This window comes from Sphingobacterium sp. Ag1 (genome assembly GCF_000988325.1).
GTDB lineage: Bacteria > Bacteroidota > Bacteroidia > Sphingobacteriales > Sphingobacteriaceae > Sphingobacterium.
The window spans coordinates 138,734-165,683 of the sequence record NZ_LBGU01000035.1 but is presented as its reverse complement, the minus strand read 5'-3'; the positions used below and the strand labels follow the sequence as shown (position 1 = coordinate 165,683).

Here is a 26,950-nt window from a genome sequence, read left to right as displayed (position 1 = left end):
ACACTTATGAAACTCACTTATTCATGGTGATCAAAACAAAAAAGGCCGGTATTGTTTGTTATACCGGCCGCCTATTCTATTGGTTTAAAAACTAATATGCACCAAAATCTGCAAGATGAGAATAGAAGAAATCACCCCAGGAACTTGTCGATTCTATTTTAAGGTATTGGGTGTTAACGGAGGCATTCAGATCGACATTGATCCAGGAACCAGCAACTTTGCTCAGCTGCGTCGTTTTGATTAATGTCCAGCTTACACCATTTGTACTTGAGTAAATATTGACATCTTTCATCGCTCCATTTAAATTGTCGCGGTTACGGAAAGCAACTCCTTTCACGGTGCGTAATGCCCCCATATTGATGGAGAAGAAGTGAGGCTGCGGAGTTTGAGTGGACGACCAGGGCGTATGCCACACTGTACTTCTATTCATATCCAATACATTGCTCGCCGGTGATCCAGGCTCGTTACTATCGCTAGCGACAATTGACCAACCTGTTGTCGGTAAAAGTTTATAGGTAACAACCTTGGATAGATCGGGTACATTGTTAACGAAGTTATAAGCGTACCCTAAGGTTGTACGGCTTCCATTGGCATGGAGAAACCCTATTCTCATTTCGTAATTCCCTGTCAGATCATAAAAATCAGCTAATGGACACTCGAATCGAAAGCTATCCTGGCCAATTATTTTTGTGGCCCATTGTACGGCATCATAATCGTTGTTTACGCCAAAAGGCTCTCTATCATGCCAGACAACAATGTCATTGACCGGTTTTGTTGTCGTAAATTTCCCGGAAATGATAATCTTATTGTTCACAAAGCTTGATGACAAGGATGTAATTTCTGCAGAAGCGGATGCATACCAGTCACTTCTTACCACAGTGCTAAATACTTGGCTATTGTTAAATGTTGCTGCTGTGGTACTGGTCAATGAGGTTGTGGAGATTCCATAGGTTGAATTGCCTGAACCCATTAAAGCCGTACCTAAAGTTGGTGCTAATGTTTTGTTCATCCTATTGTGACTGGCATTTAATCCGTGGCCCAGTTCGTGGATCATTCCACCGATCCACACAGTTGCTTTCCATCCAATATCGCCGCCTATTCCTAAGTTTTTAGCGTCCAGATTTACATAATCTAAGGCGTAGCAGCTGGTGCCTGTACCATAGAACGGCGGACCTCCGGGATTAGCTGGATCTGTATTATATGTTGGAATAATGATTAGATTGTGCTCGCTTTTTTTTCCTGACGGATTTTGGTTAAAATAGCTGTCCACTTCTGCCTTCACTGCTCCGCTACCCCCCGAATATGGATAAGTAGCTTTGCCGTATTTTCCGGTGATGTAATGGATATTAATCAAACTGTCATTGAGTAGATCCAATCCGAAAGATTTTCTACCAAAGCCTTCGCGATCCATATTATTTGCAAACATATTTTGGGCATCTAAGAGGATCTTGCTAAGACGCTTTCTGAAATTGGGAATGGAGTCAACATCATTTGGAACAAAATAGATGACATTCAGCTTATAGGGATTACTGCTCCATTCATTGGTTACCGAAGTTGTTGCTGCGTTTGCCTTTAGATTTCCTACACTTTCTTCGGTGTTAACCAAGGTCTTGTTGCAGGATGCAACCCCTAGTGCGAGGGTTGCAAGCATTAAATTTAAAAGTTTTCTCATAATGGTTTATATTGTGTATCAATAAATATAAATAAGGTATCTTTTATGGTGTGTAAAAAAAATAAACTTTTATCATAATTAGTTTAGTCAATCGATTGATTAATCAGCTTTGGAAATTGTTTTGTAACATTTTAATTCGTTTGGGTAGGAAATCATTAAGAATTAATAGGAAATGGACGATCTTTAACCGATGGTGTACTTGGCTTTCATCGTGGTCTTATTACATTTGATTGCATGAATAATTAAATCGTATGGAAAAAATCAAAAAACTGATATTACTGTTGGGCCAGCAGTTTTAGCTATGCAAAAAATGGAGAGAACAATTAAATTGACAGTATTTTTGCCCTATGACCAAGATCTGGTGTGGCGTGCATTGACGGAAGCAGACCTGCTTGGGGCTTGGTTTATGCCAAACGACATCGAAGCCGAGACAGGACATTATTTTACGTTTAGGATGAAAGCCCAGAAGGGCTGGGATGGTATTACGCATTGCGAAATTATTTCGGCAATACCCAAGCAATATCTTGCGTATAGCTACCGGGGTGAAGCTACTGGTGAGAAAGCATTGGCCTGTGCCGGAATTCATTCGGATAAGGCAGATAAACTAACGAAAGGAATCTTCACAAAATTGGATACAGTGTTGAGCTTTTCATTAGAACCAACCTGTAGTGGGACTCTTTTGAAAGTGAAACAGTCCGGTTATAAAGGCATTAAGCTGGTTTTGATCAGTTTTATTATGGAAATGGGCTGGAAAAAGCAGTTGCACAAAAAGTTACCCCATCTCTTGCAAAAGCTCAAAGCAGAGCTATAGAAACAATGATTAGTCCAATTTCTTTCTGAGCCATGTACGGACAGGTTCGTCATACCATTTCAAGCTGACATAGGCCAGTGCAATACTCGTCAGCAAAATCAATAGGGCATAAGGCAAGGCTGTCACTAGCGTCACATCCTTGTTATTGCTGATCCAGGCAACATAAAAATAGACCAAAGGATAGTGTACGAGGTATAGCGGGTAGGAGATGTCACCCAAAAACTTGCAGAGCTTATTTTCTATTCTGCTACTTGATATGTTACTTGTTCCCAAGTAAACAATCAAGGGAAATACAATGATAATGCATACAGACTCATATATCCCGTTCAACCAAAGCTGATCTGCTCCGCCTATACGAGGCATATACAACACAATGGCGATTAAAATACTGCAGTATAAAAATGCATGTCGGATACGGCTGGGATTGGTTATTCTGGATAGCAAAAGGCCCGCAAAAAAGGGATACATGGTGCGGGTGATTCCTATCCGCACTTGCTCAACATTTAACGTCCAGCCACCACTAACATCACCATTGGGACTTGTAATCGCCAAATGCGCGAGCGCCACAGCTGCGATAATGACCAAAATGCTTAAGGCTGTTTTGGATAATTTACGAATACCGATAGCATAGAGAATATTGGCAATATATTCAAAAAACAATGACCAGCCAACACTATTGAGCGGGTGCATTTCCTGCCAACCACGAATATCCAAAGAGAGGGGGACGGGGAGAATCGTATAACCGATGAGCATTACGAGAAGCATTTTCCAAATCGGGACGGTATGAATAAGTGGCCAGATGGTGGAATCTGTAAAGTAGAAGCCTATCGCGCCAAGAGTCATACCCAGTATAACCATGGGCTGAAGGCGTTCAATACGGCGTTTAAAGAAAGTGCCAATCGACATTGTACGCCAGCGATCATCATAAGCATAACCGACTACAAAGCCAGATAAAAGAAAGAAAAAGTCAACTGCCAAATAGCCATGGTTTACCAAGATATCGAGGTGACCTGTTGCCAATGGCTCGGTGAGATGAAAGGTGACAACGATAATCGCCGCCAATCCTCGTAGTCCGTCTAAAATGGGATAGTGTGGTTTTGTAGAAAGGTTTTTATTATTCATGGCTTCTGATTGTATTTCGAAGATGTCGATGGACTTGCTAATTGTTTATACATGTTATCGAATGAATGGGTGAAAATAGTGAAATAACACATTTGATTTTGGTCATATTGTATCAAAATCCCGATGGTTAGTCTCATTTTGCTGTTACGCAGATTCGTTTATACGGATTCACTATTCTTGTTACTGGTCTATACAGCTAGCCAGCTTATTTTCTTGTCGATGAAGCATCGCGGGATTCAATACTCCAAATTTTTATATCTTGCTGTCCGATTCACAAAGGTTTTCTTTAATCGCTATACGCAATTAAACCACGTTGTTTATTACTACATGCAATGTCAAGGATGTCATCGATCAAGGTCCAGCACTTATTCTGCTCGTTCATGTAAATATGGGGCTAAATTGCTAAACGCCCAGGTAGACAGCAGCGTTATTAATATGGTTAGCTTGATCCCTTTTTGATGGCTGCCACACTTGGCTGATAATAAATAGCTAAGGAGGCATTAAAACTGATGCATTCTAATACCAATTTGGAGGTAATAACAGTTTTCAATCATTTTTTAGACAGTGATTAGTCAGTATTTGTTCAGTTCCCACTGAGTAAGCACTGAACAAGCACTGAACAAGCACTGTACTAAATTAGAATCTGATCACTCTTTGATCCTCATTTACTGCAATTAAAGATCAAACAAAAAAAAGGAAAAGGAACTACACTTCTGTGACAAAAAAAACTGTTTCGCGGTAATAGTTCATTTAGGTATAGAGATAAAGCGAAATGATCTTTTGACCTATTTCAAAGCATCTAAAACTGGAATGTTTTAACGTTGACTACTTACATTTTTAAAACTAATCCATATACATTTAGAATTATCGGCTGTTGGATATGGAAATATGATTAAAGGAGGTATTTTGAACGGAATTAAAGGATTAAAGTCATTGCGTGAAAATAAATGACATCATTAAATCGAAGTAGAATAACCTGATAAACAAATTCCACATTGATAATTATGTGTCTTTGAAAATCTAAGGTAATACGCTTAAAAAAGAAAAGCTAATCTTGCGATTAGCTTTTCTCAGTGATCCCGCTGGGATTCGAACCCAGGACCCATACATTAAAAGTGTATTGCTCTACCAGCTGAGCTACGGAATCTTACTTCTTTGTTTTTGAACTGTCGTTCCTTGTTTGAAGTGATGCAAAAGTAGGGCTTTAATCCTGTTCCTGCAAATAATTTTGGCTTAAAATCACGCTTTGAGGTTTAATAAGCTGATTTTAAGCCAAAAAAATTAACCATTTTCCAATTCCATGATTTCTTCCGCCAGCTGCTCCCAACTCTCCTGAAATTGCGTCAATAATGCCTTCGCTGAGTTGTAAGAGCGTGTAGTTTCCTGTAACTTAGTCGCATCCGAATACACTGCTTCGTCGGCAAGCTTTGATTCTAAATTTTTAACTAAAATTTCCTGCTCCTCAATTTTTTGTTCGAAAGACGTTAGCTCCTTATTTTTTTTACTCAACAAACGTGTTTTATCTTCCGTAAGCGGTTGCTTTTCTTTCTTTACTTTGGGTTCTTCCTTAACTTTTTTCTCCGTTTTTACCTCCGTCTTCACAACGCGTTTTGCAGCCCATTCTTCATACTCCTGGTAAGTACCTGGGTACTCCTTGATCTGTTTGTCTTCAATGTACCAAATTTTGTTTGCTACATTGTCCAAAAAATAACGATCGTGGGAGACAACGATAAATGTACCTTCGTATTGCTGTAAAGCCTGGATCAGAATGTTGACAGACTGCATATCCAAGTGGTTGGTAGGCTCATCAAGCGCCAGGAAGTTTGCGTCCGCGGTTAATGCTTTTGCAAGGGCTACCCGTGATTTTTCACCTCCGGAAAGTACTTTGATTTTTTTGAAAGCGTCATCACCGGTGAATAGAAAACACCCAAGGATGGAGCGCAATTCAGTCTCTGTATGCTTCGGCGCAAAAGCTTGTAACTCGGCAAGTATGGAATTTTCCAGGTGTAGAGCCTCTAGCTGATGTTGCGCAAAAAATGTCTGCGAAACGTTGTGCCCTTGTTCAGCTTTTCCTTCAAACTCATGATCTGCATTGGCTACGATACGTAAGAGGGTAGATTTACCTTTACCATTGGCACCAATCAGGGCAATTTTATCCCCTTTTTCTATAATTGCTGAAGTATTTTTTAAGATCTCCAGATTAGGATAGGACTTAGAAATATTTTCCAATGTCACGACGTGGCGCCCCGAAGCTTTTGAAAATTTAAAGCTGAAGTTGACCGTAGGATTGTCATCGTCCACATCGTCAATTCTCTCCAAGCGATCCAATGCCTTGATGCGCGACTGCGCCATTTTGGCTTTAGAGGCCTTAGCGCGGAAACGCTCAATAAGACGTTCTTCCTGTTTTATCTTGGCTTGCTGGTTTTTGAACTGATTGGCTTGCAATTCATTCCGTAGTTCTTTCTCTTCAAGATAAAAACTGTAATTACCTGCATAAAGCGTTAATTTTCCTTTGCGTGATTCTACCGTTTTCTTAATGATGCGGTCAAGGAAGTATCGATCGTGGGAAACAATCACAATGGCACCGTCGAATGCTTGAAGATAATTCTCCAGCCATTTGATGGAAGGTAAGTCCATGTGGTTGGTTGGCTCATCCAGTAACAGAATGTCTGGAGTTTGCAATAGGATACGGGCAAGCATAACCCGCATACGCCATCCTCCGGAGAAAGTGGCCAATGGTCTTTTCTGTTCTTCTTCAGAAAAACCTAAACCGGCAAGGATTTCATGGGCCTTAAATTCGATGTTATAACCATCTAAAGCCTCAAATTCTACTTGTTTATCGCTTAGCTTATTCAGGATGTCATCCGAATAATCTGTTTCTAATTTGTGGAGTAAGTCCTCGATTTCGGCATGTAATTGATTTTGGCGCTCAAAAGCTTCCATGGCAACATGCAAAATGCTTTTGTCAGAATGGTACGACAATAAGTCCTGGTTTAAATAACCAATCTTAAGGTCCTTCGCCATGGAAATCGTTCCTGATGTGGGCGTATATTGACCGACAATAAGGCGAAGTAAAGTCGATTTACCTGTGCCATTGGCACCGATCAAGCCAACTTTATCTCCTGGTTTGATATGCCAGTTTGCTTCGTCATATAAAGCGCGAGATCCTATTTCAAATGTTAAATTATTTATTGATATCATTTCAACTGCAAAAGTACAAAAGTAATGAATATTTCTTCTTCTTTGAGTAACTTTGCGATTATGTATAAATTAGTCAAACCTATATTCTTTACAATGAATCCGGAGACGGCTCACCATAAAGTGACCGGTGGATTGAATGTTTTCTCAAAAATTTGGGGCGCCAAACAATTATTGAATGCTTTTTTTACCGTGGAAGATCCACGTTTGGAACGCGAAGTCTTTGGATTGAAATTTAAAAATCCGGTGGGTCTTGCTGCTGGCTTTGATAAAAATGCGGAATATATTGCAGATATGACTAATTTGGGATTTGGTTTTATCGAAATTGGAACGGTAACTCCTAAGCCGCAACCGGGCAACGATAAACCCAGGATGTTCCGCCTTGTTCCCGATGAAGCGTTGATCAATAGAATGGGATTTAATAATCAGGGGGCAGATGTTGCCGCCACAAGGTTGAAAAATCTAAAGGATCGAAAAGGATTGTTAATAGGGGGGAACATTGGTAAGAATAAGGTGACACCCAATGAAGAAGCTGTCAACGACTACATTTATTGCTTCAATGCATTGTTTGACTACGTGGATTATTTTGTTGTTAATGTGAGCTCTCCGAATACACCGGGCTTACGGGATTTACAGGAAAAGGAGCCTTTAAAACATATATTGAATACTTTACAAAGCCTCAATATCGCAAAATCGGCTCCGAAGCCTATCTTGCTTAAAATAGCGCCCGATTTGACGGATAGTCAATTGGATGATATCGTCGAGATCGTTTTGGAAACTCAAATTGCAGGTGTTATCGCAACAAATACGACGATTTCAAGAGAAGGCTTACAGAGCCAACAGGAGCTGATCAATGAAGCGGGTGGGGTAAGTGGACGCCCTTTGACAAAGCGTTCAACGGAAGTGATTCGCTACTTAAGTGAAAAGTCCAACAGGGCATTTCCCATCATCGGTGTAGGGGGTATTCATTCGGCGAAAGATGCCATTGAGAAGTTAGATGCTGGAGCCAGTCTCATTCAAGTTTATACCGGTTTTATATACGAAGGCCCAGGCTTGATTGCAAAAATTTGTAAAGGTATCCTGCAGACAGGAAGATAAGGATTAGCATGGCAGTTGATTTTGATCTGAAAGATTTCTTGGATAAGAAAGTTGATGAATATAATCAACCTGGTTTTATTCCAAATGATCCCATATCGATTCCCCATCAATTTTCCCGGAAGCAGGATATTGAGATCATGGGATTTTTGGCTTCCATCATGGCTTGGGGACAAAGAAAGACGATTATCAATAAATGTAATGAACTGGTGGCTCGTATGGATGGTTCGCCATACGATTATATCATTAATCACCAGGAACAGGATTTAAAGACCTTACTGGGATTTAAGCACCGTACCTTCAATGATACCGACATTCTTTATTTTGTTTCTTTTTTTAAGCATCACTATGCGCATTTCGAATCTTTGGAGGATGCTTTTCTCGTAGGACAGGAGAACAGGGAAGAGGTCGACCTAGAAATGGCATTGAATGCTTTTAAAACCTATTTCTTTTCCTTGCCTGATTATCCTGTTCGCACGCGGAAGCACATTAGTAGTCCAGCACAGAAGTCGACCGTTAAGCGGATCAATATGTTTTTACGCTGGATGGTCAGAAAAGATACAAAAGGTGTAGATTTTGGTATTTGGCACCGCCTGTCCCCAAAAGATCTCATCTGTCCATGCGACGTCCATGTCGAGCGTGTTGCCCGCAAATTTGGTCTAATTACGCTGGATAAAGTGAATTGGAAAACAGCCCAGGAATTAACAGCCAATCTGCGCTTACTGGATCCGCTGGACCCGGTCAAATATGATTTTGCGTTATTTGGATTAGGCGTTGAAGGGGAAATGTAAAATTAATGCATGAAGAAAAAAAAGCGTCCTTGCCAATTATAATTGGCAAGGACGCTTTTTTTATGCCGCCACCTATCCTAAGATGATGATGAGGTAGCAAACTTATACGAGCCTGTCGATCTTGATCAGAAGGTCAACCAAACGATTGGAATAACCAAATTCATTGTCATACCAGCCCACAACTTTGACCAGACCGCCCACCACCGAGGTTAACTGCGCATCAAATACACATGAATAGGGGTTATTGATAATATCGACCGAAACGATAGGGTCTTCTGTATAAAATAATACGTTTTTTAATTCGTTTTCTGCTGCAGCTTTGAACGCTTTATTGATTTCCTCTACGGTGGTTTCTTTCTCGAGCGTACAGGTAAAGTCCGTCAATGAACCATTGAGTACGGGTACACGTATCCCGGCTCCGCCAAGTTTATTCTGCAGATGCGGAAAAACATTGGTAATCGCTTTAGCGGCACCAGTAGTTGTTGGAATGATCGCCGACGATGCTGCCCGCGCTCTCCTCAAATCTTTATGTGGTGCGTCGTGAAGATTCTGATCTCCCGTCATGGAATGAACCGTGGTAATATAGCCATCTCTGATGCCCCATTTTTCATCCAATATTTTAACAAGTGGAGCAACATTGTTTGTTGTACAGGAAGCATTGGATAAAATCGAAGCGGATAGATCAATGACACTGTCATTAATGCCCAATACCACTGTTGGAATGTCTTTATCTTGTGCCGGGGCGGAGATAATCACTTTTTTTGCACCAGCTTCCAGGTGGAGAGCCGCTTTGTCACGACTGGTGAAATACCCTGTAGATTCGATGACAACATCAATTTGAAGCTCCTGCCAAGGCAGTGCTGCAGGATCTTTTTCATTGGTAACCAAGATGGAAAGACCATTGACAATAATATGTTTTTCATCGTGTGTCACGGTGCCAGGAAAAGGACCATGTACAGAATCGTATTTAAATAGGTGGGCTAAGGTCTTCGTATCTGTCAGGTCATTGATGGCAATGACCTGCAGTTCATCGAAAGCCTCCCGTAAAAAAATATTACGTAGTGTATTCCGACCGATGCGTCCGAATCCATTGATTGCTATGTTTAGCATTTCAGATTATTTATGAAATTGGCTTATTGCTTCGTTAATATTTTTTTCACCTTCCCAATGTGCTTTTAGTTTTCCGTCCGCACCATAGACGTAATTTGCGGGAAATTGTGAAGGTACGTGGATGGTCTGTATAAACGTTTGGTCTTTATCAATCAATACTTCTACGTTGGATGCTTTGGATAGTTTAGGTGCAAAGGTGTCAAAAAAACCTAATATTAAGGCCGGATCATTCATGGAAATATAATAAATATTGACGTCTTTTATACGATCAATATTCTTTTCAAGCTCCGTAGCTTCATGTTGGCAATGACTACACCCGGGATCAAATAGAATAAAAACGGTATTCTTGTCTTTAGCGACGTTTTCCTGCGTAACACGGATGCCCGAACGAAGCTGATAAAATGTGAAATTAGGAAGAATGGCTGCAGGGTCGGAAGATTGCTTTGGCGCAGCTTGACTAGGGTTGTGGTCTGCATGATCATGGCCTGCATGGTCATGGCTTTCAGCACTGGCTTCCTGCGTCGTATTTGCCGTTTGATCTGATTTTGTTTTGTTGTTGTTACATGAGGAAAGAATCCCGGCAGTCAATACCGCTGTCACTCCTAAGATTATCTTTTTGTTCATAGAATACGTTTGCTTTTAAATCAATTTCGTGATTTTATCATTTTAATGCTTAATACATCGTCAATTTTTGCGTAGAAAGTATTGAAGAATCTATTATACTAATGATCAAAACTATGAAAAAAAAGGGATTCTTAATCGTAGAAATTCATTTATGACAGTATACTGGATATTAATGCATGTTGTGATCAAAACAATTTAACCTGTTGCACTTCCCTTATTCTATGATGTCAGGACCGTCATGCCTGGACTTTGTGTCTGTCAATGAGGTAGATTGAATAATATCAGGTGTACTTCGTCCGAATTCAATGCTGTACACTTTCAGTAGCACGCCAACACAAGATAGGATTAGTGGACCAAATATTAATCCCAGCATACCAAATAGGTTTAATCCCAGCAAAACACCGAATACCGTTATTAAGGGATGAACGTCACCCAACTTTTTCAATATGGTAAATCGAAGTACATTATCAATACTACCAATTATAATGATACCATATAAGGCAAGACCTATTGCATTTCCGGACTGTCCATTCGCCAGTAGAAAAAGCGCTGCGGGCAGATACACCACCATGGTTCCCAAAATTGGGATTATAGTGGAAACTGCGGTAAGAATTCCCAGAAAGATCGGGCTCTCTAAGCCAAAGAACCAATAGCCAAGACCCGCTACAATACCTTGGCATATGGCCAAAATCGGGATGCCGATTGCATTGGATTTTACCATCATGTCAAACTCTTTCCACAACTCGGCTTTACTGGTTTGGGTGAAAGGGATAGCTTGATAAATGGTTTGTTCTAGTTTTTTGCTGCTAACCAACATAAAATACAACACAAATAGCGCCACCAGTATATTGACACCAACTTCCGCAACGGAATTCAGAATATTGGGTATAAATTTAGCTGCTTTTTGAAGCGTTCCCATTAAGGCGGTATCAGAAAGATCGATATTGCTTAAATAGGGGCTGTCTTTAAAGTACGTTTTGATCGAATCAAACTTGTGTATCAGATCGTCTTTGTTGCTAATGACTTCTGTTACCTGAGGTACCATGTAGTTGATTAACAGATAGAGTGGCCCTACCCAGAATATGATGGTTAATAATATCAATAAAATACTGGCAAAAGATTTATTCCATTTTTTTTCTTCAGTCAGCTTAAAGTTGATTTTTCTAAAAAGAATATATAACGTAACTGCTCCCAAGAAACCGGGGAGATAGTAGAATAGGCTTGTAAATATCAATATACATATCGCCAATATGATGACGATTAGCATGATTTGATTGATGGAATTATTGTTGATTTGTTTGTACTTCATATAGCTGACAAATATACTGTCTATCGATTGTTATTTATCGTATGACAATATTTTTTTGGAAAAAGTTTTGTCTTGTTAAAATAAACTTTCTTTTTTATAATTTCAATGTTTTATTGTATTTCTTTTTCTGCCCTAAAGCCAATTGTGAAGTTCTGGTTCCCAGGGATTAGCAATCATGTTGTTTTGCTAAATTTTGATAGCTTTATTCGCTATGTTGTACCTAGACTTTCTTTAACCTAGGCAGTAATCGTGCGTAGTAAACATAGTCTGTTTACGTTTACATGGAGGGCCAACATCATTCACGTTACTATGGAAGATGGAAATCTGTTTAATTTTAGTTTTGATTCTGCGGCATTAAAACCTCCCTTAAGATCGTTAGTATATCGTATTGTTTGACAAAAAGGATGGATTGTACCGTCCTTGTTTGACGGGTTTCTTTAGCTGAAAAGGCCGTGCAGCTTACTGTTTTGGTTGCCTTATGAAAAAAAGGATGAGACCCTTTTTCTTTTTTATTGTTTGAAAATAAGCCCATAATCTTTTGTTTTTGTTGGTTATAGCGATCAGGCTCGTTCAGCGGAACCGCTATAACTAATATACAAAATAAAACGGAATTAATTGATAAAAATTTGGCTGCCCCTTTCTTCATCCTTTTCTATCGAAAGGGACACTGGAATACGTTCTTTGAGCTCTTCAACATGTGAAATAATGCCGACGATGCGGTTTTCTTTGTGTAAATCCAATAGCGTTTCGAAAACAATGTTAACAGAAGTAATGTCTTGTGTTCCAAAGCCTTCATCGATAAAAAAGAAGTTTCTGGCCGCACGCGAATTTGACTGTACACTTTCTGCTAAGGCCAAAGCCAAGCTTAGGGATACTTGAAACGCCTGTCCACCAGACAGTGTTTTTACGCTGCGACTTTTTCCTTCGTTCAAATAATCGATAATTTCAAATTCATTGTTGTCATTCAGCTGCAGGCTGAGTTGATTGCGGGTCATGCGATGGAAACGAATGTTCGCATGATCACACAGCTGCCGTAAATAAATCGAAGAAACATATTGCACAAAGCCCGCTCCTTTAAATAAATTAAAAAGTTGTTTCAAATTCTCGTGGCGTAAACTTAGTTTGATCTGTTGTTGCAGGAGATTTTCCTTTTTAGCATAGGCGATTCTTAGCTGATCGCGCTCTTGTTGAAGTCGGGCAACATTTTCTGTGCTTGCTTTCAATTGTTGGGCGCTCTCATCCAGGATTTTTTCCTGGGCGAGATATTGGTTTTCGTCATATACCTGGTCGACGAGTTTCTTTTCCAACTGACTGATTTGTGCCTTCACCGTTTCAAATTGGATCTGAAATTGCTCCAGCTCTTGTCGGATCTGTGTGACAGACAAATTCTCCGCGAGTATTTGCCGAATCTCTTCCAACGTTTCAAAGGGTGACGCCTCAAGTAGCTGTTGGAGCGTGACATCGGCCTCTTGACTTTCACGTTCGATATGTCCGAGCTGTTCAACAATGGTCTGTACCAAGCTGTTTTGGGCTGCAAATTGACTGTTTAACTCATTTAATCGTTCGCTTAAAGCAATGTAGTCGCGCTCAATCTCAAGATTCGATCTTTTCAGTGCAGTATATTCCTGTTCGACTGCTTCGGACTCCCGCATTTTATAGTCGGACCAGCGCAGCGTTTTTAGATTCCCCATATTTTGATTAATCTGGGCCTGTTTGCTTGCTTCATCACGTTCAAACTGATGCAGTGCTTTATTGTATTTCTCCAGCTTTTCCTCAACGGAGGCGAGTGTAGCCTGATGTTCGACGAGCAGCTGCTCCGACGCTGCTATCTGTGTATCGATCCGAGCGAGATCCTGCTTCTTTGAGATATAGTTGGATTCATCGGTAGCGCTATAACCAGCCCATGTAAATTGCTGCACATGGGCAATTTTGTTACGGGCATTTAGCTGAATTTTTGTATATAGATCTTGTTGCTGATCATGCAATGACTGCAGGCGTAGCTGGAGTTTCTCGACTTGAAATTGCTGATCCTGTTGATGCTTAAGACTTTCATTTGTCTCGGTAATCAATTTTTCATTGGCGGCAATGTCCTGGGAAATATCCTGTCCTTGATTGATGGCGGGATGTTCCAAAGCTCCACATAGTGGGCATGGGGATCCTGGTTTAAGGTTTTCAGCATATTGGGTCAACCTTTGCTGCAGGAGAAGATGTGATTTTTCCTCGTGGAGGGCCTGAAGTTTTTGCTCGAGGGCGCTGACCACAAGAAGGTGATTTGATCGGAACTCTTCGAGGTTAGGATGGAAAGTATGGAGTTCCTGGTTCAGCATGGTTATGCTTTTTTCTAAATCAATGGCCTGTTTGTTCAGGTCATCTTCCAGTTGTTGGATGCCCTGCTGTTTCGTATACCACTGCCCAAGTTCCATGAGTTCATGGGCTGAGGGTTTTGATTGCTTTAGGCTAGCGATCTGAATTTCTGTCTCCTGGATTCTGGCTTTACAATGTCGTTGTTGATCTTTCGTTTCCTGCACAAAATTGCGTCCCTTCTGCGCCCGATCCTGTAAACTCTTGATTTCATTTGAAAACGTAATCAATTGGCTTATCAATTCCAGGTCCAATTCCTGAATACGACGCTGTGGTAGCAGCTCATATTGTGATTTCAACAGATTTAGACTTGAGGAATGCTCCTGGATCAGCTGTTGAATTTCGGCCTGTCTCTGCTTTTCGGTTTCTACTCTTTTCTGTGCAATTAGGCCTTCTGCCGCTAATTTTTCCTTGGTTTTAAGAATATGTAGAAAGTTGGTTTGCGCTTCCTCAAAGCGATTTAACTTTAACCGTAAAGTTTCTTTTTCATCTTTTTGTTCTAGCAATTGCTGAAAGAGTGCTTTCACTGTTCGGAGTTCTAAGAAATCCTCTTTGAGTTTTTTGAGGTTTAAGAACCTTTCATGATGCGCCTTGTACGACGACTCAATGACGACAAAAGACTCGACTGCCAGTTGGAGATTTGTTTCGGTCGTTTCTATCAGTTCGGTTGTGACCTCATCAAATCCGATTAATTGACCGTTGAGGTGATCCAGTTCGGACTGATTTTTTTTATAGAGGTTGGAAACTTTATCCTGCAGGTCGAATCGATGCAGCTGAAAAATTTCTTTCATCATATCCGTGCGTTCCTTGGCGCCGAGTTCTATAAATTCTTTGAACTGTCCTTGGGGAATGATGATTGTTCGCTTGAAGTTCTCATAGCTTAATCCGATGATATGCTGTGTATTGCTGCTTTCTAGTGGAACCCATGCTTCATTGATTTTTTCGTAGAGTACAACCGTGGGCGATTTCACATCATCGAAATTTTTGGAATTGCGTTTAAATTCGCGGGTAATTCTAAATGTACGGTCTTCAAAGTTGACGAAATCAAGCTCAATATAAGATCGGTTAGACTTTAGATTCATCATGTTATAAGCGCGTTTATCCCGTGCATTCAGACGTTCCGTCTCTCCAAATAGGGCGTAGGTAATCGCTTCCAATATCGATGATTTGCCGGAACCCACAGCACCGAAGATACCAAAAAGACCTGCTTGAGAAAGCGCAGAGAAGTCGATCGTCTGACGTTCTTGATAAGAGTATATCCCTTCTAGAGTTAGCTGTAATGGAATCATGGATTATGAGTTTAGGATTTCGCGGAAAAGATTAAGGATATCATCATTGGGTGCCTGGTTGCCGTTCTTGGATTTAAAATAATCGTTGAATAAAGTCGACATGTCTTGTGTAAGATTAATTTCTTTGGCTTCAAGCAGCTCTTGCTCATCTTGCTTAACGAGCGGAATGAGGTAGATTATTCCCGAATGGCTCTGATAGATTCGCTTGCGGTCCTCGGCTTTTAAGAAGGTCTCTGATTTCAACGTGAGCTCCACCAATGCATCGGGGTTTTCAGACAACCAGCATATACACTGCTCAATATCGTCGAATGATTTTCTGACCAGCGGTTTGCCCTGAGTCAATGGAATGCGCTCGACAATTGCTTGTTCGCCGGCCAATACATTCACCAACGCAACGTATTTAGTTTGCCCAGCCTCCGAAAAGCTATAACATAGGGGCGAAGATGCATAAATCACCGGTTTCTCAGCCGAACCGATATTTTTATAGCCATGGAGATGTCCTAATGCCGTGTATTGGACCTGCGGCGGGATGGCCTCTGAATAGATTAAGTCTGCATTACCAATTTTCACCGGTTTTTCGCCATCTGGCTCCTCTAAAAGTGGACTGCCCAATTTATTCATGTAAAGGTGTGCCGTCAATATATTGACGCCTTTATCATCGCAATAGGTATTGGCTATTTTTTGCCAATTTGCCGCTAAAACTTCATTCAATTTACTTTCTTTCTCTTCGCCTAGATACTGTTTTAAGCGTATTTCATTGGCATAGGCTGTGTGAACAATACGAATCGGGTAGTCAAATTGCGGCAAGCTTAATTCGATGAAGCCTGTATCTGACTGTAACACGGTGAAACCCTCTGTTGCGAAAGGAGTGACCACAGCATGAGGATGCCCGATTAAGATGATCCCCGACGCTCTTGCCAAAGGATCGGGCGCATCAATCAAATGAGGTGAATCGTGATTGCCTGCGATTGCTATTACAGGACGCATGCCATTTTTTGTAAGACGCTTGATGGTTCGGTAAAATAACTCAATGGCTTCCACACCTGGATTGAAGGCATCGAACAGATCTCCTGCGATGATCACCAGATCCACGTCTTCCCGATCTGCGATACGAACGATTTCATCCATGACCAGTACTTGTTCATCTATCCGGGAAAAACTGTCCAATCTTTTTCCTAAATGCCAATCGGCGGTATGCAATATTTTCATGTGAGAGCTTGGATATTTTGCTTCAATGTTACAAACTAAGATAAATTTGGCATGAAATGCAATTATAATTGGATGGAATCTTTCAAATGACCAATTTGTGCTAATAAGGAATGAAGCTTTTCTTTTGTTTGAATGGCCATGTTCTCGAAATCGAAATGTTAAAACATGTTAAATGCATACCATAAAAGTCATTTAATTGTATTTTTAGTGCTCCAAAATTAAGCTAGATAGTCATAGACAAGAAATATGCGAAAAATTTACCTGTATATCTGTTTTTTCTTTATGCTGTTGATGCGCGTAAACGCGCAGGAAATACACGCTATAAAAGGGGAGACTGCTTATCCTTTTCTATTGAAAGATGCTGCACCGGATTCATTGGAATCTGAAAAGCAGCCTGTGTTTGTGTTTTTGCACGGAAGAAGTTTGTCTGGGACAAATTTAGACCGTGTAAAGCGTTACGGTGTATTGTATGCCATCAATAAAGGGCAGGATGTACCTGGGATAATTGTTGCACCACAGTCCCGGGGAGGATGGGATCCAGACAAAGTAATCGAAATTGTTGACTATGTTATTGAACATTACAATGCCGACCCCGACCGTATTTACGTTTGCGGCATGAGTATGGGAGGCTATGGCACCATGGATGTGGCTGGTAAATATCCCGAAAGGGTCGCTGCTGCCGTTGCAATATGTGGTGGTGGATCGAGTCAGTATGCATCTAACCTGACGCAGGTGCCGATATGGCTTCATCATGGTACTGCTGATCGTGCTGTGCCAATTTCGGAATCCCGAAAAATTATGAATGCGATAAAAAGAGAGGACCCGGAAGCGAATGTGAGCTTAAATGTAATAAAAGGGGGCACACACGGAAGCGTGGAACGATTGTTTCATGACGATGCAATTTACAATTGGATGTTGAAATTTAAGAAAAAGCATAAATCTTAGCTTAGCGTGAATGCGAAGGTGGTCTGTCGGACAGCGATTTATAACATAAAAAAGCCTGATGAAATATTTCTATCAGGCTTTTTTGTTGTTAGCCTTCGTGATCAAAGGCAGACTGTCTTTTTTGAAATTGAGCCATTAATATATTGGGTTGATGGATCAAACGTGTTTTTGCGAGGTATTCGGAGTTGTCGGCATAAATAAACAACAACGTTCCATCTTTGATTGTGTTAATGATTGGACCTGCAAATTCCCTTGGAACCGCGGGGCAGCCGTAGCTTTTGCCAAGTCTGCCTAAACTTGCTATTGTTCCTGTGCTACAGTAGTCGGCGCCATGCATCACAACATATCGTGCTTTTGCATTGTCATTTATCCCTTCTTCAAGACCATTTAACACCAAAGAGTAGCCGTTCTCGCCATTGTAGGTGTTTTCTGTTGTAAAGAATCCTAAAGAACTTTTAAGTGACTCCTGTTGATTTGAAAAATTGACGGCATAGTTTTCACCGCTATTTTTTCCATGTGCGACCAGCGTGTTGAATAGTACTTTTTTGTGCGCAAGATCGAGTACTACAAGCCTCTTTTCCGTTGATGCCAATGAAAAATCGATGACGGTCATGATGTCCTTGTTGTGGATCGGAAGTTCTTTTCTGCCTTCCATTGCTTGACGAAATGCTTCGTATTTTAATACTTTGCCTAGATTCATTTCATCATACAACGAGTCAACTTCGGTGTGTTGACGTTCGACATTGATACGATGAGTGCTGGTGGTTTGTTGATTTGTTGTTTTTAATTCTTCTTGTGAGGACAGTGCTGTATTAAGTGCCATCAAAAGAAACATAAACGTATTTCCCATTCTTCTCCCTTTTCTGTGTAGATGTTTACAAAATTAATGATTAAAGTTAATACATATTTGATTTACAGAATGTTAAATATTGTTAATCAATAACAACAACCAGCGAAGCGAGGTCTTTTGACCGTTTATAGACAAATTGAGCGTGAGATGACGCATTTCTGACGCACATATGGGACTTGGGTATTGTGCCCAGACTCTCACTATATTCAATGATGCTGCCATTGGGATTGTTAACTGGCACCCCATGTATATAGGCTCCGGCGGTAAATCGGGTAGCATAGGGGGCGAATCCGGCATAAGTTTTGGTACCGTCTTCGTAATAAAACATCTTGGATTTGTGTTCCTGGACCACAAAGAGGCCTGTCGGTGTTTCCTGGGCATGGGGAGGTTTGTGTCGGCCACTCGTCACGGGGTTCATGCTTCGGACAAGCCATTCCTTACCGACCTTCTCCAAGGTGCAGATATTTTGGTTCTTCACATCGACAACATTGATAATGTTGAACTGTACGGTATCGCTAATGATGCGAAGATATCTTTTGGGTACGGTATATTTTCCTTCGAATGAAATACCCTCAATCGGAATCCGTGCGATGCTGTCTGGACCTTGTACGCGGACGAGCCAGCCATCCCGACCATAACGAACGGCCTTGGCGCTGTTAAGATCGTAGAGTGGTGCCGCTTGATAGCGTTCGACATTGAAACTGTCGGACACGCGTTTATAAGAGTCCCGCTTATAATTCTGGATTGTTGGCGCTTCGCCCTTTTCATTTTGATAATTTTGTAGAACGCCGTACAGCGATGGAGACTGTTGAAAATTTTCGATAAAAGCCAGGCGTTCCTTGATTTTATCCCATTGAAAACCTCGCGTGGTATCTTTGTAGGGATAACTGTCCTCCAGGGTGTATTTGTTGTAAAGCAGCTCTTTTTTAAGAATAATATCATCAGCCGTAAATACTTTTTTCTTCTCAACCTGCTCTTTAGGAGGTGTAGGTTTTCGCTGTTCAGTTTGCTGATTGGTCTTTGTTGTGTTTTTCTTATCTTGCCGGCATCCCGGCAATAGAAACAACATGCTTAGTATGAAACAGGTTAATCTTCGATTCATATATGGATGTATAGATTATCGTTTTATACCTTAAACTTAGATAATTAGTTTATTATTTGCAATTTTATTGCAGTTGAAAGAAAAAGAATTACCGTTAAACCTTTAGCTATTCCTTTTGTGTACTTGAAGAACTATTCAAGGGTCAGCTACTGCAGCGGTAGTTAATTTAGGTTAAATGTAGTGCTGAAGGACTGTGTTGACGTTCGTCGGATATATTTCTTAGCTGATGATAAAAAGTTAGTTTTGTGGTCTGAAATAATCAGTGTGAAATAAGTGATATGGACAAAATTGTTATTTGCTCGGGGGTGATGCTTGCCCCGGAAGGAGATTTGCTGATGGTTCGTAAAAAAGGTTCTAGCTATTTTCAGCTGCCCGGAGGGAAGGTAGCTCCGGAAGAAAGCCGTGAGGAGACCTTAATTCGCGAACTCAAGGAGGAGCTTCAGTATGACGTGGGCGGGATGGAAATACGGTTTATCGGAAGCCACAGTACGCAAGCCGTAAATGAGCTTAATACGGTTGTCGTGGGCTATATCTATTTAATTAAACTGGCAGAGCGTCATGCATTTGAGGCTTACGAAGAGCTGGACGAAGTGCTGTGGATCAGTAAAGCTAATTGGCAGAACTACCGATGGGCTCATTTGGCATCCGAGTTTGTTCTTCCGAAATGGCTTTCGGGTGATTTTGATCAGTAAATCGTATTGAGTAAACAAATTAAACCTTTGTTTGTTAGAGTTTTATAAAAACTAAAAATAAACGAAGATTATGGAAAATCAGCTTTTAAAAGGGGCGAAGGACTTTTTTGACGAAGAAGCGGTCGCTCAGATAGGGCAAGTTTTAAACCAGGATAAAGAGGGGGTGAAGCAGGGGTTGAATGCAACAATTCCCGCCTTGTTTTTAGGTTTAAGCCAACATTCCGATTCCGGTGGAATTTCGGCAATACTTGAAAAGGCCAAGCAGCATTTTGCGGATTTTGATCTCAAAGGTCTTCTCGGCGGTGTCGCCAACGCGGATGAGTCTGCAGGGGCTCGTGCGGTGGAAGGTGAGAATTCGGCTGGGCTACTGGGATCAATATTTGGTGGTGGCCTGGATACCGTTTTGAGTACCGTTGCCGGTTATTTGGGCTACGATGGTAGTTCCATTGGGAAATTAATGAATTTTTCTCTGCCAGCGATATTCTCCAGTTTAACAAATAAGGGACAAAATTGGGATTTTGAACGTATCGGTCATGTTTTGCAGGAAAATAAAACAGCTTTTGCTGCGGCTGTGCCAGCGGGTTTAGGTTTAGGTGCCTTTGGAAAGCTTTTCGATGGGGCGCATTTTTCTCCACCTGCGGAGTCGGTGACTGAACATGCAGTTCCTGCCGATGTTGTCAGGGAGGTCGATAGTCATAAGTCAAGCTCCATTAATCCAGCAAATGAGTTGGAAGCACATAAAGAGCCTTTGTCATTGCCGAGAACAGGCGAGTCGCGGGCAGCAATAGCTGAAAACAGTTCCAGAAGCGGTTCCGGTGGCGGTTGGTGGAAGATTTTAATCGCCTTGGTTATATTGGCTCTACTCTGGTTTTTATTTGGAAAAGGCTGCAGTGGCAGTAAGCAAGACGGTGCTACCGACACCAGTGTGAACAGTGCAATGGTGGATTCAAGTACGATGAAAACAGGTTCCAGTGTAGTGGAGCGCGAGCAGACGGAGGTCATCTTGCCAGATGGTGTCAAACTTGCTGCATTTAAAGGCGGGATAGAAGATCAGTTGGTCCAATTTCTAAAATCCGATTATAAGTCGATCGGTGAGGATTCCCTGAAAAATACCTGGTTTGATTTCGATAACCTGAATTTCAAAACAGGTACAGCCGAGGTGTTGCCTGAAAGCCAGGTGCAACTGCGTAATCTTGCGGCGATATTAAAGGCTTTTCCTGCAGCCAATATTAAGATCGGTGGTTATACCGACAAAACAGGTAATGAGGATTTTAATAAAAAGTTATCGCTTGAGCGCGCAACAGCTGTAAAGGATTACCTGGGTAAAGAGCAGCTTTCCAAACAGGTAATCGGTGCAGAGGGGTACGGTTCACAGTTTGCCAAGTATAAGGCAGATGCGCCCGAATCCGATCGTATTATGGATCGGCATGTTTCTGTAAGTGTTCGGTAAGTGTTTTTTGCTGAACAATAACCTTGAACGATCCGATCGACAAGACTAAGTTTGAATTCCAAACTATGTTTTTTCTCATAAAAATGCCCCCAGAAAGTGTCTCGCTTTTGGGGGCATTGCAGTGTAACTTGCCCTTTTCTTTGGTGTAATGGAATGCTCTTTAGAAACTGTATACACAGGCCAATAGAAATTGTCCTGCAGATTTAGTTGGGCTTAAGTCGTTCTTGATGAATCGTTCGGCATTTCCTTTGTCAATTCTGATTTCGGGAATAAATTTGAATCCATGGTAATTGTATTCTGCTGTTAAGGTGGTTGCGAGGATATTGGAGCTAGGGATTCCATTTTCTTCCTCTTTATGCGTTTGGAAAAACTCTTCGCGTAATCCTAGACCAAAATTTTCTGAAAAATGAATTCTTGGATAAAGTGCTATTCCAGAGTAACCGCCACCATCTCTCTTTTTATAATTTGTAGCATTTAATCCAAGGAAAAATTTCGAGGTGAAGTCATAATTGGCAACGAGATCGACCAAGGTCCCGGAACTGTAATTATTTTTACCGCCAGCGGACGATCCTGTCAGAAAATTGAGATAGAAGCTGCTTTTGTCATTGGGGGTATAGGCCAGTTGTGATCCGACATGGGAAACTCCGTTCATATCTTGATAGACGTTCCAGTCGTTAAATAGTCCGACCATTAAGGCTACTTTGTCTGAGAAACTATAGGTAGCTTTTAAACCTGCGTCTTGAAAGGGGCCGGCGCCAAATAAATAGGAAGTTGAATAATGAAAGTTGTATGTGGGCGATATTACTTCAAAACCCACAAATGTTCCCATGAATCCTGCAGTAAGATTGAGCTTCTCGGTTAGATCATAGCCTACATATAAATTTTGGATGTGGAAACTGTTTTTGTCATCGCCGGCCTGGCCATCACCGTTCATAATGGATCGATACTGTCCTCTGGGCCCAAAAGATAATTCTCCGACAAATGATGCTTTTTTAAACTTCTTTTTTACAGCCAGATCCACCATGCCAATAGACACAGAGTTGTTGTCTTCCGTAAAATAGGTGTTGATGTTGGGTTTGTTTTGAAAATCATATTTCCAATAGGTGTCCACTGATCCGGATATTTCTATTCCTTTTTCTTTTGTTTCTTCTTGGCACGTGGCTGTTTTTATTAGAAATGTCGACAGGATGATAGTTGTTAGAAGTCTTTTCATGTTTTTTTTGGGTTTAAGTTTGATTTGTTTGATGTTTTTAGGTGTAATTATCTTTGTTTTACTTGTTGTGTTTGGTTTTTGGTTGAAAAATTAAGTGATTATTGTGGTTTTTGTATTTGTTTTTGTGAAATTATGTAAAAAAAATCATAAAAAATAAAATAACATAGTATTTTTTTAATAAAAAGACTTTATATTTGAAAAAATTATAAGCGAAAGTAGGTTTTTGTTTTGTTCTTGTATTTTTTTAACAATTTTATTAATGTATTGAAAACACTAATCAGTTTAAACAAATGAAAAAAATTATTCCACTCATTGTTCTAGTTCTTTTGGGAGTATTAGGACTTGTATTTCCCTCGATTGACTTGTCTGACTTAAACAAGACAGAATTTGATACGGGAGATACGGCCTGGTTGTTGACTTCTTCTGCATTGGTGTTGATTATGACACCTGGACTTGCCTTTTTTTACGGCGGTATGGTTAGCAAGAAGAATGTAATTTCAACGATGATGCAAAGCTTTATATGTATGTGTTTAATGACAATCCTTTGGGTCATTGTTGGCTTTAGTTTAGCTTTCGGCGATGATATCGGTGGTATTGTGGGTGATCCGCGTACATTTTTTATGATGAAAGGTACATTAGGGAATGTTGCTTGGGGAGCGCTTCCCACTATACCTTTGGTTTTGTTTGCCATGTTTCAATTGAAGTTTGCGATTATTACACCGGCATTAATTACTGGGGCTTTTGCAGAACGTATCCGTTTTAATTCATTTATGTTATTCATAATCCTGTTCAGTATTTTTATTTATATGCCATTGGCACATGCTACGTGGCATCCAGAAGGTATATTGGCAAAATTTGGTGTTCTTGATTTTGCCGGTGGTACAGTTGTACACATGTCGGCTGGTTGGGCGGCGTTGGCAGCTGCTATTTATTTAAAAGGACGTAAGACACAAAGTCATAATCCAGCACGTATAAGCTACGTGATCTTGGGTACAGCACTTTTATGGTTTGGCTGGTTTGGATTTAATGCCGGTTCTGCCGGTGGAGCAAATTCGTTGGCAGCATATGCTTTTGCGACCACAACTACAGCATCGGCTATGGCCGCGATGGCATGGATATTTGTTGATATCATACGTGGAAAAAAACCTTCAGCAATGGGGGCATGTATCGGTGCTGTTGTTGGTTTGGTTGCAATTACTCCAGCAGCTGGTTTTGTCAGTATTCCACATGCGATGATCATTGGTTTGGTTGGTGCTTTGGTTAGTAATCTGGTTGTATATCTGAGAAGCAAAACAAGTATAGACGATACGTTGGATGTGTTCCCTTGTCACGGGGTAGGCGGTATGGTTGGTATGGTACTTACCGGTGTGTTTGCTCATCATAATGTTAATCCGCTTGTTGTGGACAATGGCCTATTTTTTGGCGAGACGAAATTGTTTTTTGTCCATATGGTCGCGTTATTTGCGGTGTCATTTTTTGCCTTCGTGGGTTCATTGGTACTATTGAAGATCACCGATCTTATCGCTCCATTGCGCGTCGAAGAAACAGATGAAGAGCTTGGCTTGGATGTTTCTCAACATGCAGAAGCATTGTAAACCATTCGTGGTATAACGCTTCATTTATCCCAAACAATCTACTGCTTCGCGGTACATTGTTTGGGATATTTTTTGCATTTTTGTCCTGCCAGGAGAAGAGTGTATGTTGTTATACACTATTTTCGGCAACTATGCCTCTAAAAAGATGTTCAATGACCACTGAGATTAAAGATACTTTGCGTTCTGATTTTGAAAAAATGATGCGTTATTGCCTCCAGAAAAATGGTGATTTCGGTTTTAACCTGTTTGGCGAATATGCTGTATCTGTATTAAATTTCTATGTCGGGAGTTCAATTTTGCCGCTTAACGAAAAACGTGAAGCTGCATTTTTCCTTACGAACCTTTACAATGCAGGTATCAGAAATGCAATTACCCCAGAGGATATTGAAGAAATAGCCGATGTGCTCTCGCAGGACAAGACGTTAAACTATCAGCTATTGGCCCCGATCTTTAACTAAGGTTTGATCTATACAGGATTAGTGCTTGGTCCACACCAGATCGCCTGTTTTATATCCACATTGGAGGGCATAGGTTAAAAATTCATTTCTTATTTTATCTGGAATTTCCCTCTCACGGCCCAAAATCCACATATAGTCGAGGTTGTCTCCAAAAATAAGTGCATACTTATAATCCGACGTTATTTTTACGATATTATAGCCACTGTAAAACGGTCCAAAGAACGACACTTTAAGTGCACCTTCATTGGGGCTGTTGACAAATTTAGCTTTTCCGATAGACTGTTTCCAGCGTTCTTTGTTTTTGGAGTACCCTTGGTTATTGACACGTATTGTACCATTTTTATTTTTGCTGTATTCTGCCGAAACTTGACTTAAGCCTTTTTCCCAATAAAAATCGAGTCTAGCTATTTCATACCATTTTCCAAGGTATTTATCCAAGTCAAAAGGATCGACGACGTCAGGTCGCGAGATGACGGGCTTAAAGGCATTATAGGCCACAGCGCTAAGTGCAACACCAGCTAACAGTAACAGTGATTTTTTCTTATCCATGTTCATCTTTCGAATATATATTGTTAAAACAACAATTTTGATACCAATAAGGTTTAGACATACCGCGCTATTTTGCTAATTTTGTTGACTAAAATTTGTATCGGTGTATTCAAGGGAAGAGATAAAACAGTTAAAACAGTTATTCTGGACGAAGTTTGGCCAATTTATGGCTTTACATGCATCTGCAGATGGGGATAAGGTAAATTGGATCAACTACAAGACAGGCATTAAGCATTTATACTTCAAAATGGATGCGGATAACAAAGTGGCAACTGTTGCGATACAGTGGTCACAACCTGATGCTGGACTGAGGGCATTGATGGCAGAACAATTTTTTCAGTTTAAAGAGTTGTTGCAGGATCTTCTTGAAGAGGAGTGGATTTGGGACATGGACGGAACGGACGAATATGGGAAACCGATTTGTCGGATCTACACAAGCTTAACAGGTTACAGCGTTTTTAAAGAGACAGACTGGGCTGAGCTCATTTCTTTTTTTAAGCCTCGAATAATTGCGCTGGATGAGTTTTGGTCCTCAGCGAAGTATACCTTCGATATTTTCAAATAATTAACATTTAGTATAGTAAGATGAGTTATTACAGGTTTGATTCCGCTTTTCAACTCCAGTTTGTGAAGAGAATAGCGTTTTTTACAGGTAAGAACTTCGTCATCATTTAAAACAACAATCTAATGAAAAAAATGATTAAGGGTTTGCTGGCAATGGCAATGTGTTTTCAGCTTTCTTCGGTATTTGCGTGGGGTACAACAGGACATCGTGTCGTGGCCGAAATTGCGGAACGCCATTTGACAAAAAAAGCCAAAAAAAATATAGGGAAAATTATTGGAAAACAGAAACTGGCTTATTGGGCCAACTGGGGAGATTTTATTAAATCAGATCCCAATCCTGAATTTAAAAAACTGGGAAATTCCCATTTTATCAATTTAAACTCGAATTTACCCTGGGCTGATTTTCAATTGGGTTTAGAAAGTTCAGCCGACGAGAATCTTTATAAGACAGCGCTACGTATTGAGAAGTCGTTTGCAGATAAAACTCTTCCAATGGATCAGCAAAAGCAAAACCTCTATTTCTTGATCCATATTTTGGGCGATGCGCATCAACCCATGCACGTTAGCCGTGCTGAGGATCAAGGAGGCAATAAGATTGAAGTAAGCTGGTTTGGAAAAAAATCGAATATTCACCGTGTATGGGATAGCGATTTGGTTGATAATGAGAAGTATAGTTACACCGAGTTTGCAACTGTTTTAGATGTGAACAATAAAAAAGAGAATGCGCAGTTAGCGGCTGGAGAACTCTCGAATTGGTTGTATGAATCAAATCAATTAGCTGAAAAGATTTACGCTGACGTAGCTAATAATGCCAATTTATCCTACTCCTATGTCTATCAAAACAAAGATATTATGGAGCAATGTATGCTCAAAGGTGGTTTACGCCTTGCCAAAGTGTTAAATCGGATTTTTGGTTAATGTAGCGGGGCTATCACTTGACA

General features: G+C 40.6%; 22 protein-coding genes and 1 tRNA gene. 10 read left to right on the top strand and 13 right to left on the bottom strand.

The genetic code is table 11. From position 1 onward, the window contains the following. Window positions 1-91: 91 nt before the first annotated feature. Window positions 92-1,672 carry a discoidin domain-containing protein gene (locus AAW12_RS10655; protein WP_084823136.1) on the bottom strand — a complete coding sequence of 527 codons (1,581 nt, stop codon included), beginning with the start codon at window positions 1,670-1,672 and terminating at the stop codon, window positions 92-94. A gap of 310 nt (window positions 1,673-1,982) precedes the next feature. Between AAW12_RS10655 and AAW12_RS10650 the strand changes: the two genes are divergently transcribed. Then, on the top strand, window positions 1,983-2,483 hold the full coding sequence (locus AAW12_RS10650; RefSeq protein WP_046673618.1) for an SRPBCC family protein: 501 nt from the start codon (window positions 1,983-1,985) through the stop codon (window positions 2,481-2,483). 9 nt (window positions 2,484-2,492) lie between these two features. Here AAW12_RS10650 and AAW12_RS10645 read toward each other — a convergent pair whose 3' ends face one another. From AAW12_RS10645 to AAW12_RS10635, 3 genes are all read right to left on the bottom strand, one after another. Beyond that, complete coding sequence (locus tag AAW12_RS10645) at window positions 2,493-3,605, bottom strand: acyltransferase family protein (RefSeq protein WP_046673593.1); 1,113 nt, start codon at window positions 3,603-3,605, stop codon at window positions 2,493-2,495. Between the two features lie 1,074 nt (window positions 3,606-4,679). Next, a tRNA-Lys gene (locus AAW12_RS10640) sits at window positions 4,680-4,752 on the bottom strand. Between the two features lie 134 nt (window positions 4,753-4,886). Next, a complete protein-coding gene (locus tag AAW12_RS10635) occupies window positions 4,887-6,806 on the bottom strand; it encodes an ABC-F family ATP-binding cassette domain-containing protein (RefSeq protein WP_046673592.1) in 1,920 nt (639 codons plus the stop codon). A gap of 60 nt (window positions 6,807-6,866) precedes the next feature. Here AAW12_RS10635 and AAW12_RS10630 point away from each other — a divergent pair, with 60 nt between their 5' ends. Then, complete coding sequence (locus AAW12_RS10630; RefSeq protein ID WP_046673617.1) at window positions 6,867-7,901, top strand: quinone-dependent dihydroorotate dehydrogenase; 1,035 nt, start codon at window positions 6,867-6,869, stop codon at window positions 7,899-7,901. An 8-nt stretch (window positions 7,902-7,909) separates the two neighbouring features. Continuing rightward, complete coding sequence (locus tag AAW12_RS10625; protein ID WP_197084011.1) at window positions 7,910-8,689, top strand: TIGR02757 family protein; 780 nt, start codon at window positions 7,910-7,912, stop codon at window positions 8,687-8,689. 102 nt (window positions 8,690-8,791) lie between these two features. Here the strand turns inward: AAW12_RS10625 and gap are convergent, their stop codons facing one another. The 5 genes from gap to AAW12_RS10595 form a co-directional block, all read right to left on the bottom strand. Continuing rightward, window positions 8,792-9,799: a type I glyceraldehyde-3-phosphate dehydrogenase gene (gene gap, locus AAW12_RS10620; RefSeq protein WP_046673590.1), complete on the bottom strand. Its 1,008-nt coding sequence runs from the start codon at window positions 9,797-9,799 to the stop codon at window positions 8,792-8,794. A 6-nt stretch (window positions 9,800-9,805) separates the two neighbouring features. Next, a complete protein-coding gene (locus AAW12_RS10615; protein WP_046673589.1) occupies window positions 9,806-10,423 on the bottom strand; it encodes a TlpA family protein disulfide reductase in 618 nt (205 codons plus the stop codon). A 214-nt stretch (window positions 10,424-10,637) separates the two neighbouring features. Further along, on the bottom strand, window positions 10,638-11,732 hold the full coding sequence (locus AAW12_RS10610) for an AI-2E family transporter (RefSeq protein ID WP_046673588.1): 1,095 nt from the start codon (window positions 11,730-11,732) through the stop codon (window positions 10,638-10,640). Between the two features lie 611 nt (window positions 11,733-12,343). Continuing rightward, on the bottom strand, window positions 12,344-15,382 hold the full coding sequence (locus AAW12_RS10600; protein WP_046673586.1) for an AAA family ATPase: 3,039 nt from the start codon (window positions 15,380-15,382) through the stop codon (window positions 12,344-12,346). A gap of 3 nt (window positions 15,383-15,385) precedes the next feature. Continuing rightward, window positions 15,386-16,591, bottom strand: coding sequence for an exonuclease SbcCD subunit D (locus tag AAW12_RS10595; protein ID WP_046673585.1), 1,206 nt, complete (start codon window positions 16,589-16,591; stop codon window positions 15,386-15,388). A 246-nt stretch (window positions 16,592-16,837) separates the two neighbouring features. On the opposite strand from AAW12_RS10595, the gene AAW12_RS10590 reads away from it, so the two are divergent. Continuing rightward, entirely contained in the window at window positions 16,838-17,536 is a 699-nt protein-coding gene (locus tag AAW12_RS10590; protein WP_053003619.1) for a prolyl oligopeptidase family serine peptidase, read from the top strand. 88 nt (window positions 17,537-17,624) lie between these two features. On the opposite strand, the gene AAW12_RS10585 is transcribed toward AAW12_RS10590, so the two are convergent. Both AAW12_RS10585 and AAW12_RS10580 read right to left on the bottom strand, forming a co-directional pair. After that, entirely contained in the window at window positions 17,625-18,386 is a 762-nt protein-coding gene (locus AAW12_RS10585; RefSeq protein ID WP_231585251.1) for a murein L,D-transpeptidase catalytic domain family protein, read from the bottom strand. Between the two features lie 82 nt (window positions 18,387-18,468). Beyond that, window positions 18,469-19,488 carry a L,D-transpeptidase gene (locus AAW12_RS10580; RefSeq protein ID WP_046673583.1) on the bottom strand — a complete coding sequence of 340 codons (1,020 nt, stop codon included), beginning with the start codon at window positions 19,486-19,488 and terminating at the stop codon, window positions 18,469-18,471. Window positions 19,489-19,766: 278 nt separating this feature from the next. On the opposite strand from AAW12_RS10580, the gene AAW12_RS10575 reads away from it, so the two are divergent. Beyond that, on the top strand, window positions 19,767-20,180 hold the full coding sequence (locus AAW12_RS10575; RefSeq protein ID WP_053003618.1) for an NUDIX hydrolase: 414 nt from the start codon (window positions 19,767-19,769) through the stop codon (window positions 20,178-20,180). A gap of 70 nt (window positions 20,181-20,250) precedes the next feature. Beyond that, complete coding sequence (locus AAW12_RS10570) at window positions 20,251-21,630, top strand: OmpA family protein (protein ID WP_046673581.1); 1,380 nt, start codon at window positions 20,251-20,253, stop codon at window positions 21,628-21,630. Window positions 21,631-21,790: 160 nt separating this feature from the next. Here AAW12_RS10570 and AAW12_RS10565 read toward each other — a convergent pair whose 3' ends face one another. After that, a complete protein-coding gene (locus AAW12_RS10565; RefSeq protein WP_046673580.1) occupies window positions 21,791-22,843 on the bottom strand; it encodes an outer membrane beta-barrel protein in 1,053 nt (350 codons plus the stop codon). Window positions 22,844-23,133: 290 nt separating this feature from the next. On the opposite strand from AAW12_RS10565, the gene AAW12_RS10560 reads away from it, so the two are divergent. Both AAW12_RS10560 and AAW12_RS10555 read left to right on the top strand, forming a co-directional pair. After that, window positions 23,134-24,438, top strand: a complete 1,305-nt coding sequence (locus AAW12_RS10560; RefSeq protein ID WP_046673579.1) for an ammonium transporter — start codon at window positions 23,134-23,136, stop codon at window positions 24,436-24,438. Window positions 24,439-24,590: 152 nt separating this feature from the next. After that, window positions 24,591-24,896, top strand: a complete 306-nt coding sequence (locus AAW12_RS10555; protein WP_046673578.1) for a hypothetical protein — start codon at window positions 24,591-24,593, stop codon at window positions 24,894-24,896. Window positions 24,897-24,914: 18 nt separating this feature from the next. On the opposite strand, the gene AAW12_RS10550 is transcribed toward AAW12_RS10555, so the two are convergent. Next, window positions 24,915-25,445 carry a lipocalin family protein gene (locus tag AAW12_RS10550; RefSeq protein WP_046673615.1) on the bottom strand — a complete coding sequence of 177 codons (531 nt, stop codon included), beginning with the start codon at window positions 25,443-25,445 and terminating at the stop codon, window positions 24,915-24,917. 103 nt (window positions 25,446-25,548) lie between these two features. On the opposite strand from AAW12_RS10550, the gene AAW12_RS10545 reads away from it, so the two are divergent. Both AAW12_RS10545 and AAW12_RS10540 read left to right on the top strand, forming a co-directional pair. Beyond that, window positions 25,549-26,010 carry a DUF4268 domain-containing protein gene (locus AAW12_RS10545; RefSeq protein WP_046673577.1) on the top strand — a complete coding sequence of 154 codons (462 nt, stop codon included), beginning with the start codon at window positions 25,549-25,551 and terminating at the stop codon, window positions 26,008-26,010. A 122-nt stretch (window positions 26,011-26,132) separates the two neighbouring features. Then, on the top strand, window positions 26,133-26,927 hold the full coding sequence (locus tag AAW12_RS10540) for a S1/P1 nuclease (protein WP_046673576.1): 795 nt from the start codon (window positions 26,133-26,135) through the stop codon (window positions 26,925-26,927). Window positions 26,928-26,950 lie beyond the last annotated feature (23 nt).

What these genes read in the sequence shown, in the direction of transcription:
- AAW12_RS10655 (WP_084823136.1), bottom strand. Translation starts at nt 1,672, where the DNA reads ATGAGAAAACTTTTAAATTTAATGCTTGCAACCCTCGCACTAGGGGTT.
- AAW12_RS10650 (WP_046673618.1), top strand. Translation starts at nt 1,983, where the DNA reads ATGGAGAGAACAATTAAATTGACAGTATTTTTGCCCTATGACCAAGAT.
- AAW12_RS10645 (WP_046673593.1), bottom strand. Translation starts at nt 3,605, where the DNA reads ATGAATAATAAAAACCTTTCTACAAAACCACACTATCCCATTTTAGAC.
- AAW12_RS10635 (WP_046673592.1), bottom strand. Translation starts at nt 6,806, where the DNA reads ATGATATCAATAAATAATTTAACATTTGAAATAGGATCTCGCGCTTTA.
- AAW12_RS10630 (WP_046673617.1), top strand. Translation starts at nt 6,867, where the DNA reads ATGTATAAATTAGTCAAACCTATATTCTTTACAATGAATCCGGAGACG.
- AAW12_RS10625 (WP_197084011.1), top strand. Translation starts at nt 7,910, where the DNA reads ATGGCAGTTGATTTTGATCTGAAAGATTTCTTGGATAAGAAAGTTGAT.
- gap (WP_046673590.1), bottom strand. Translation starts at nt 9,799, where the DNA reads ATGCTAAACATAGCAATCAATGGATTCGGACGCATCGGTCGGAATACA.
- AAW12_RS10615 (WP_046673589.1), bottom strand. Translation starts at nt 10,423, where the DNA reads ATGAACAAAAAGATAATCTTAGGAGTGACAGCGGTATTGACTGCCGGG.
- AAW12_RS10610 (WP_046673588.1), bottom strand. Translation starts at nt 11,732, where the DNA reads ATGAAGTACAAACAAATCAACAATAATTCCATCAATCAAATCATGCTA.
- AAW12_RS10600 (WP_046673586.1), bottom strand. Translation starts at nt 15,382, where the DNA reads ATGATTCCATTACAGCTAACTCTAGAAGGGATATACTCTTATCAAGAA.
- AAW12_RS10595 (WP_046673585.1), bottom strand. Translation starts at nt 16,591, where the DNA reads ATGAAAATATTGCATACCGCCGATTGGCATTTAGGAAAAAGATTGGAC.
- AAW12_RS10590 (WP_053003619.1), top strand. Translation starts at nt 16,838, where the DNA reads ATGCGAAAAATTTACCTGTATATCTGTTTTTTCTTTATGCTGTTGATG.
- AAW12_RS10585 (WP_231585251.1), bottom strand. Translation starts at nt 18,386, where the DNA reads ATGGGAAATACGTTTATGTTTCTTTTGATGGCACTTAATACAGCACTG.
- AAW12_RS10580 (WP_046673583.1), bottom strand. Translation starts at nt 19,488, where the DNA reads ATGAATCGAAGATTAACCTGTTTCATACTAAGCATGTTGTTTCTATTG.
- AAW12_RS10575 (WP_053003618.1), top strand. Translation starts at nt 19,767, where the DNA reads ATGGACAAAATTGTTATTTGCTCGGGGGTGATGCTTGCCCCGGAAGGA.
- AAW12_RS10570 (WP_046673581.1), top strand. Translation starts at nt 20,251, where the DNA reads ATGGAAAATCAGCTTTTAAAAGGGGCGAAGGACTTTTTTGACGAAGAA.
- AAW12_RS10565 (WP_046673580.1), bottom strand. Translation starts at nt 22,843, where the DNA reads ATGAAAAGACTTCTAACAACTATCATCCTGTCGACATTTCTAATAAAA.
- AAW12_RS10560 (WP_046673579.1), top strand. Translation starts at nt 23,134, where the DNA reads ATGAAAAAAATTATTCCACTCATTGTTCTAGTTCTTTTGGGAGTATTA.
- AAW12_RS10555 (WP_046673578.1), top strand. Translation starts at nt 24,591, where the DNA reads ATGACCACTGAGATTAAAGATACTTTGCGTTCTGATTTTGAAAAAATG.
- AAW12_RS10550 (WP_046673615.1), bottom strand. Translation starts at nt 25,445, where the DNA reads ATGGATAAGAAAAAATCACTGTTACTGTTAGCTGGTGTTGCACTTAGC.
- AAW12_RS10540 (WP_046673576.1), top strand. Translation starts at nt 26,133, where the DNA reads ATGAAAAAAATGATTAAGGGTTTGCTGGCAATGGCAATGTGTTTTCAG.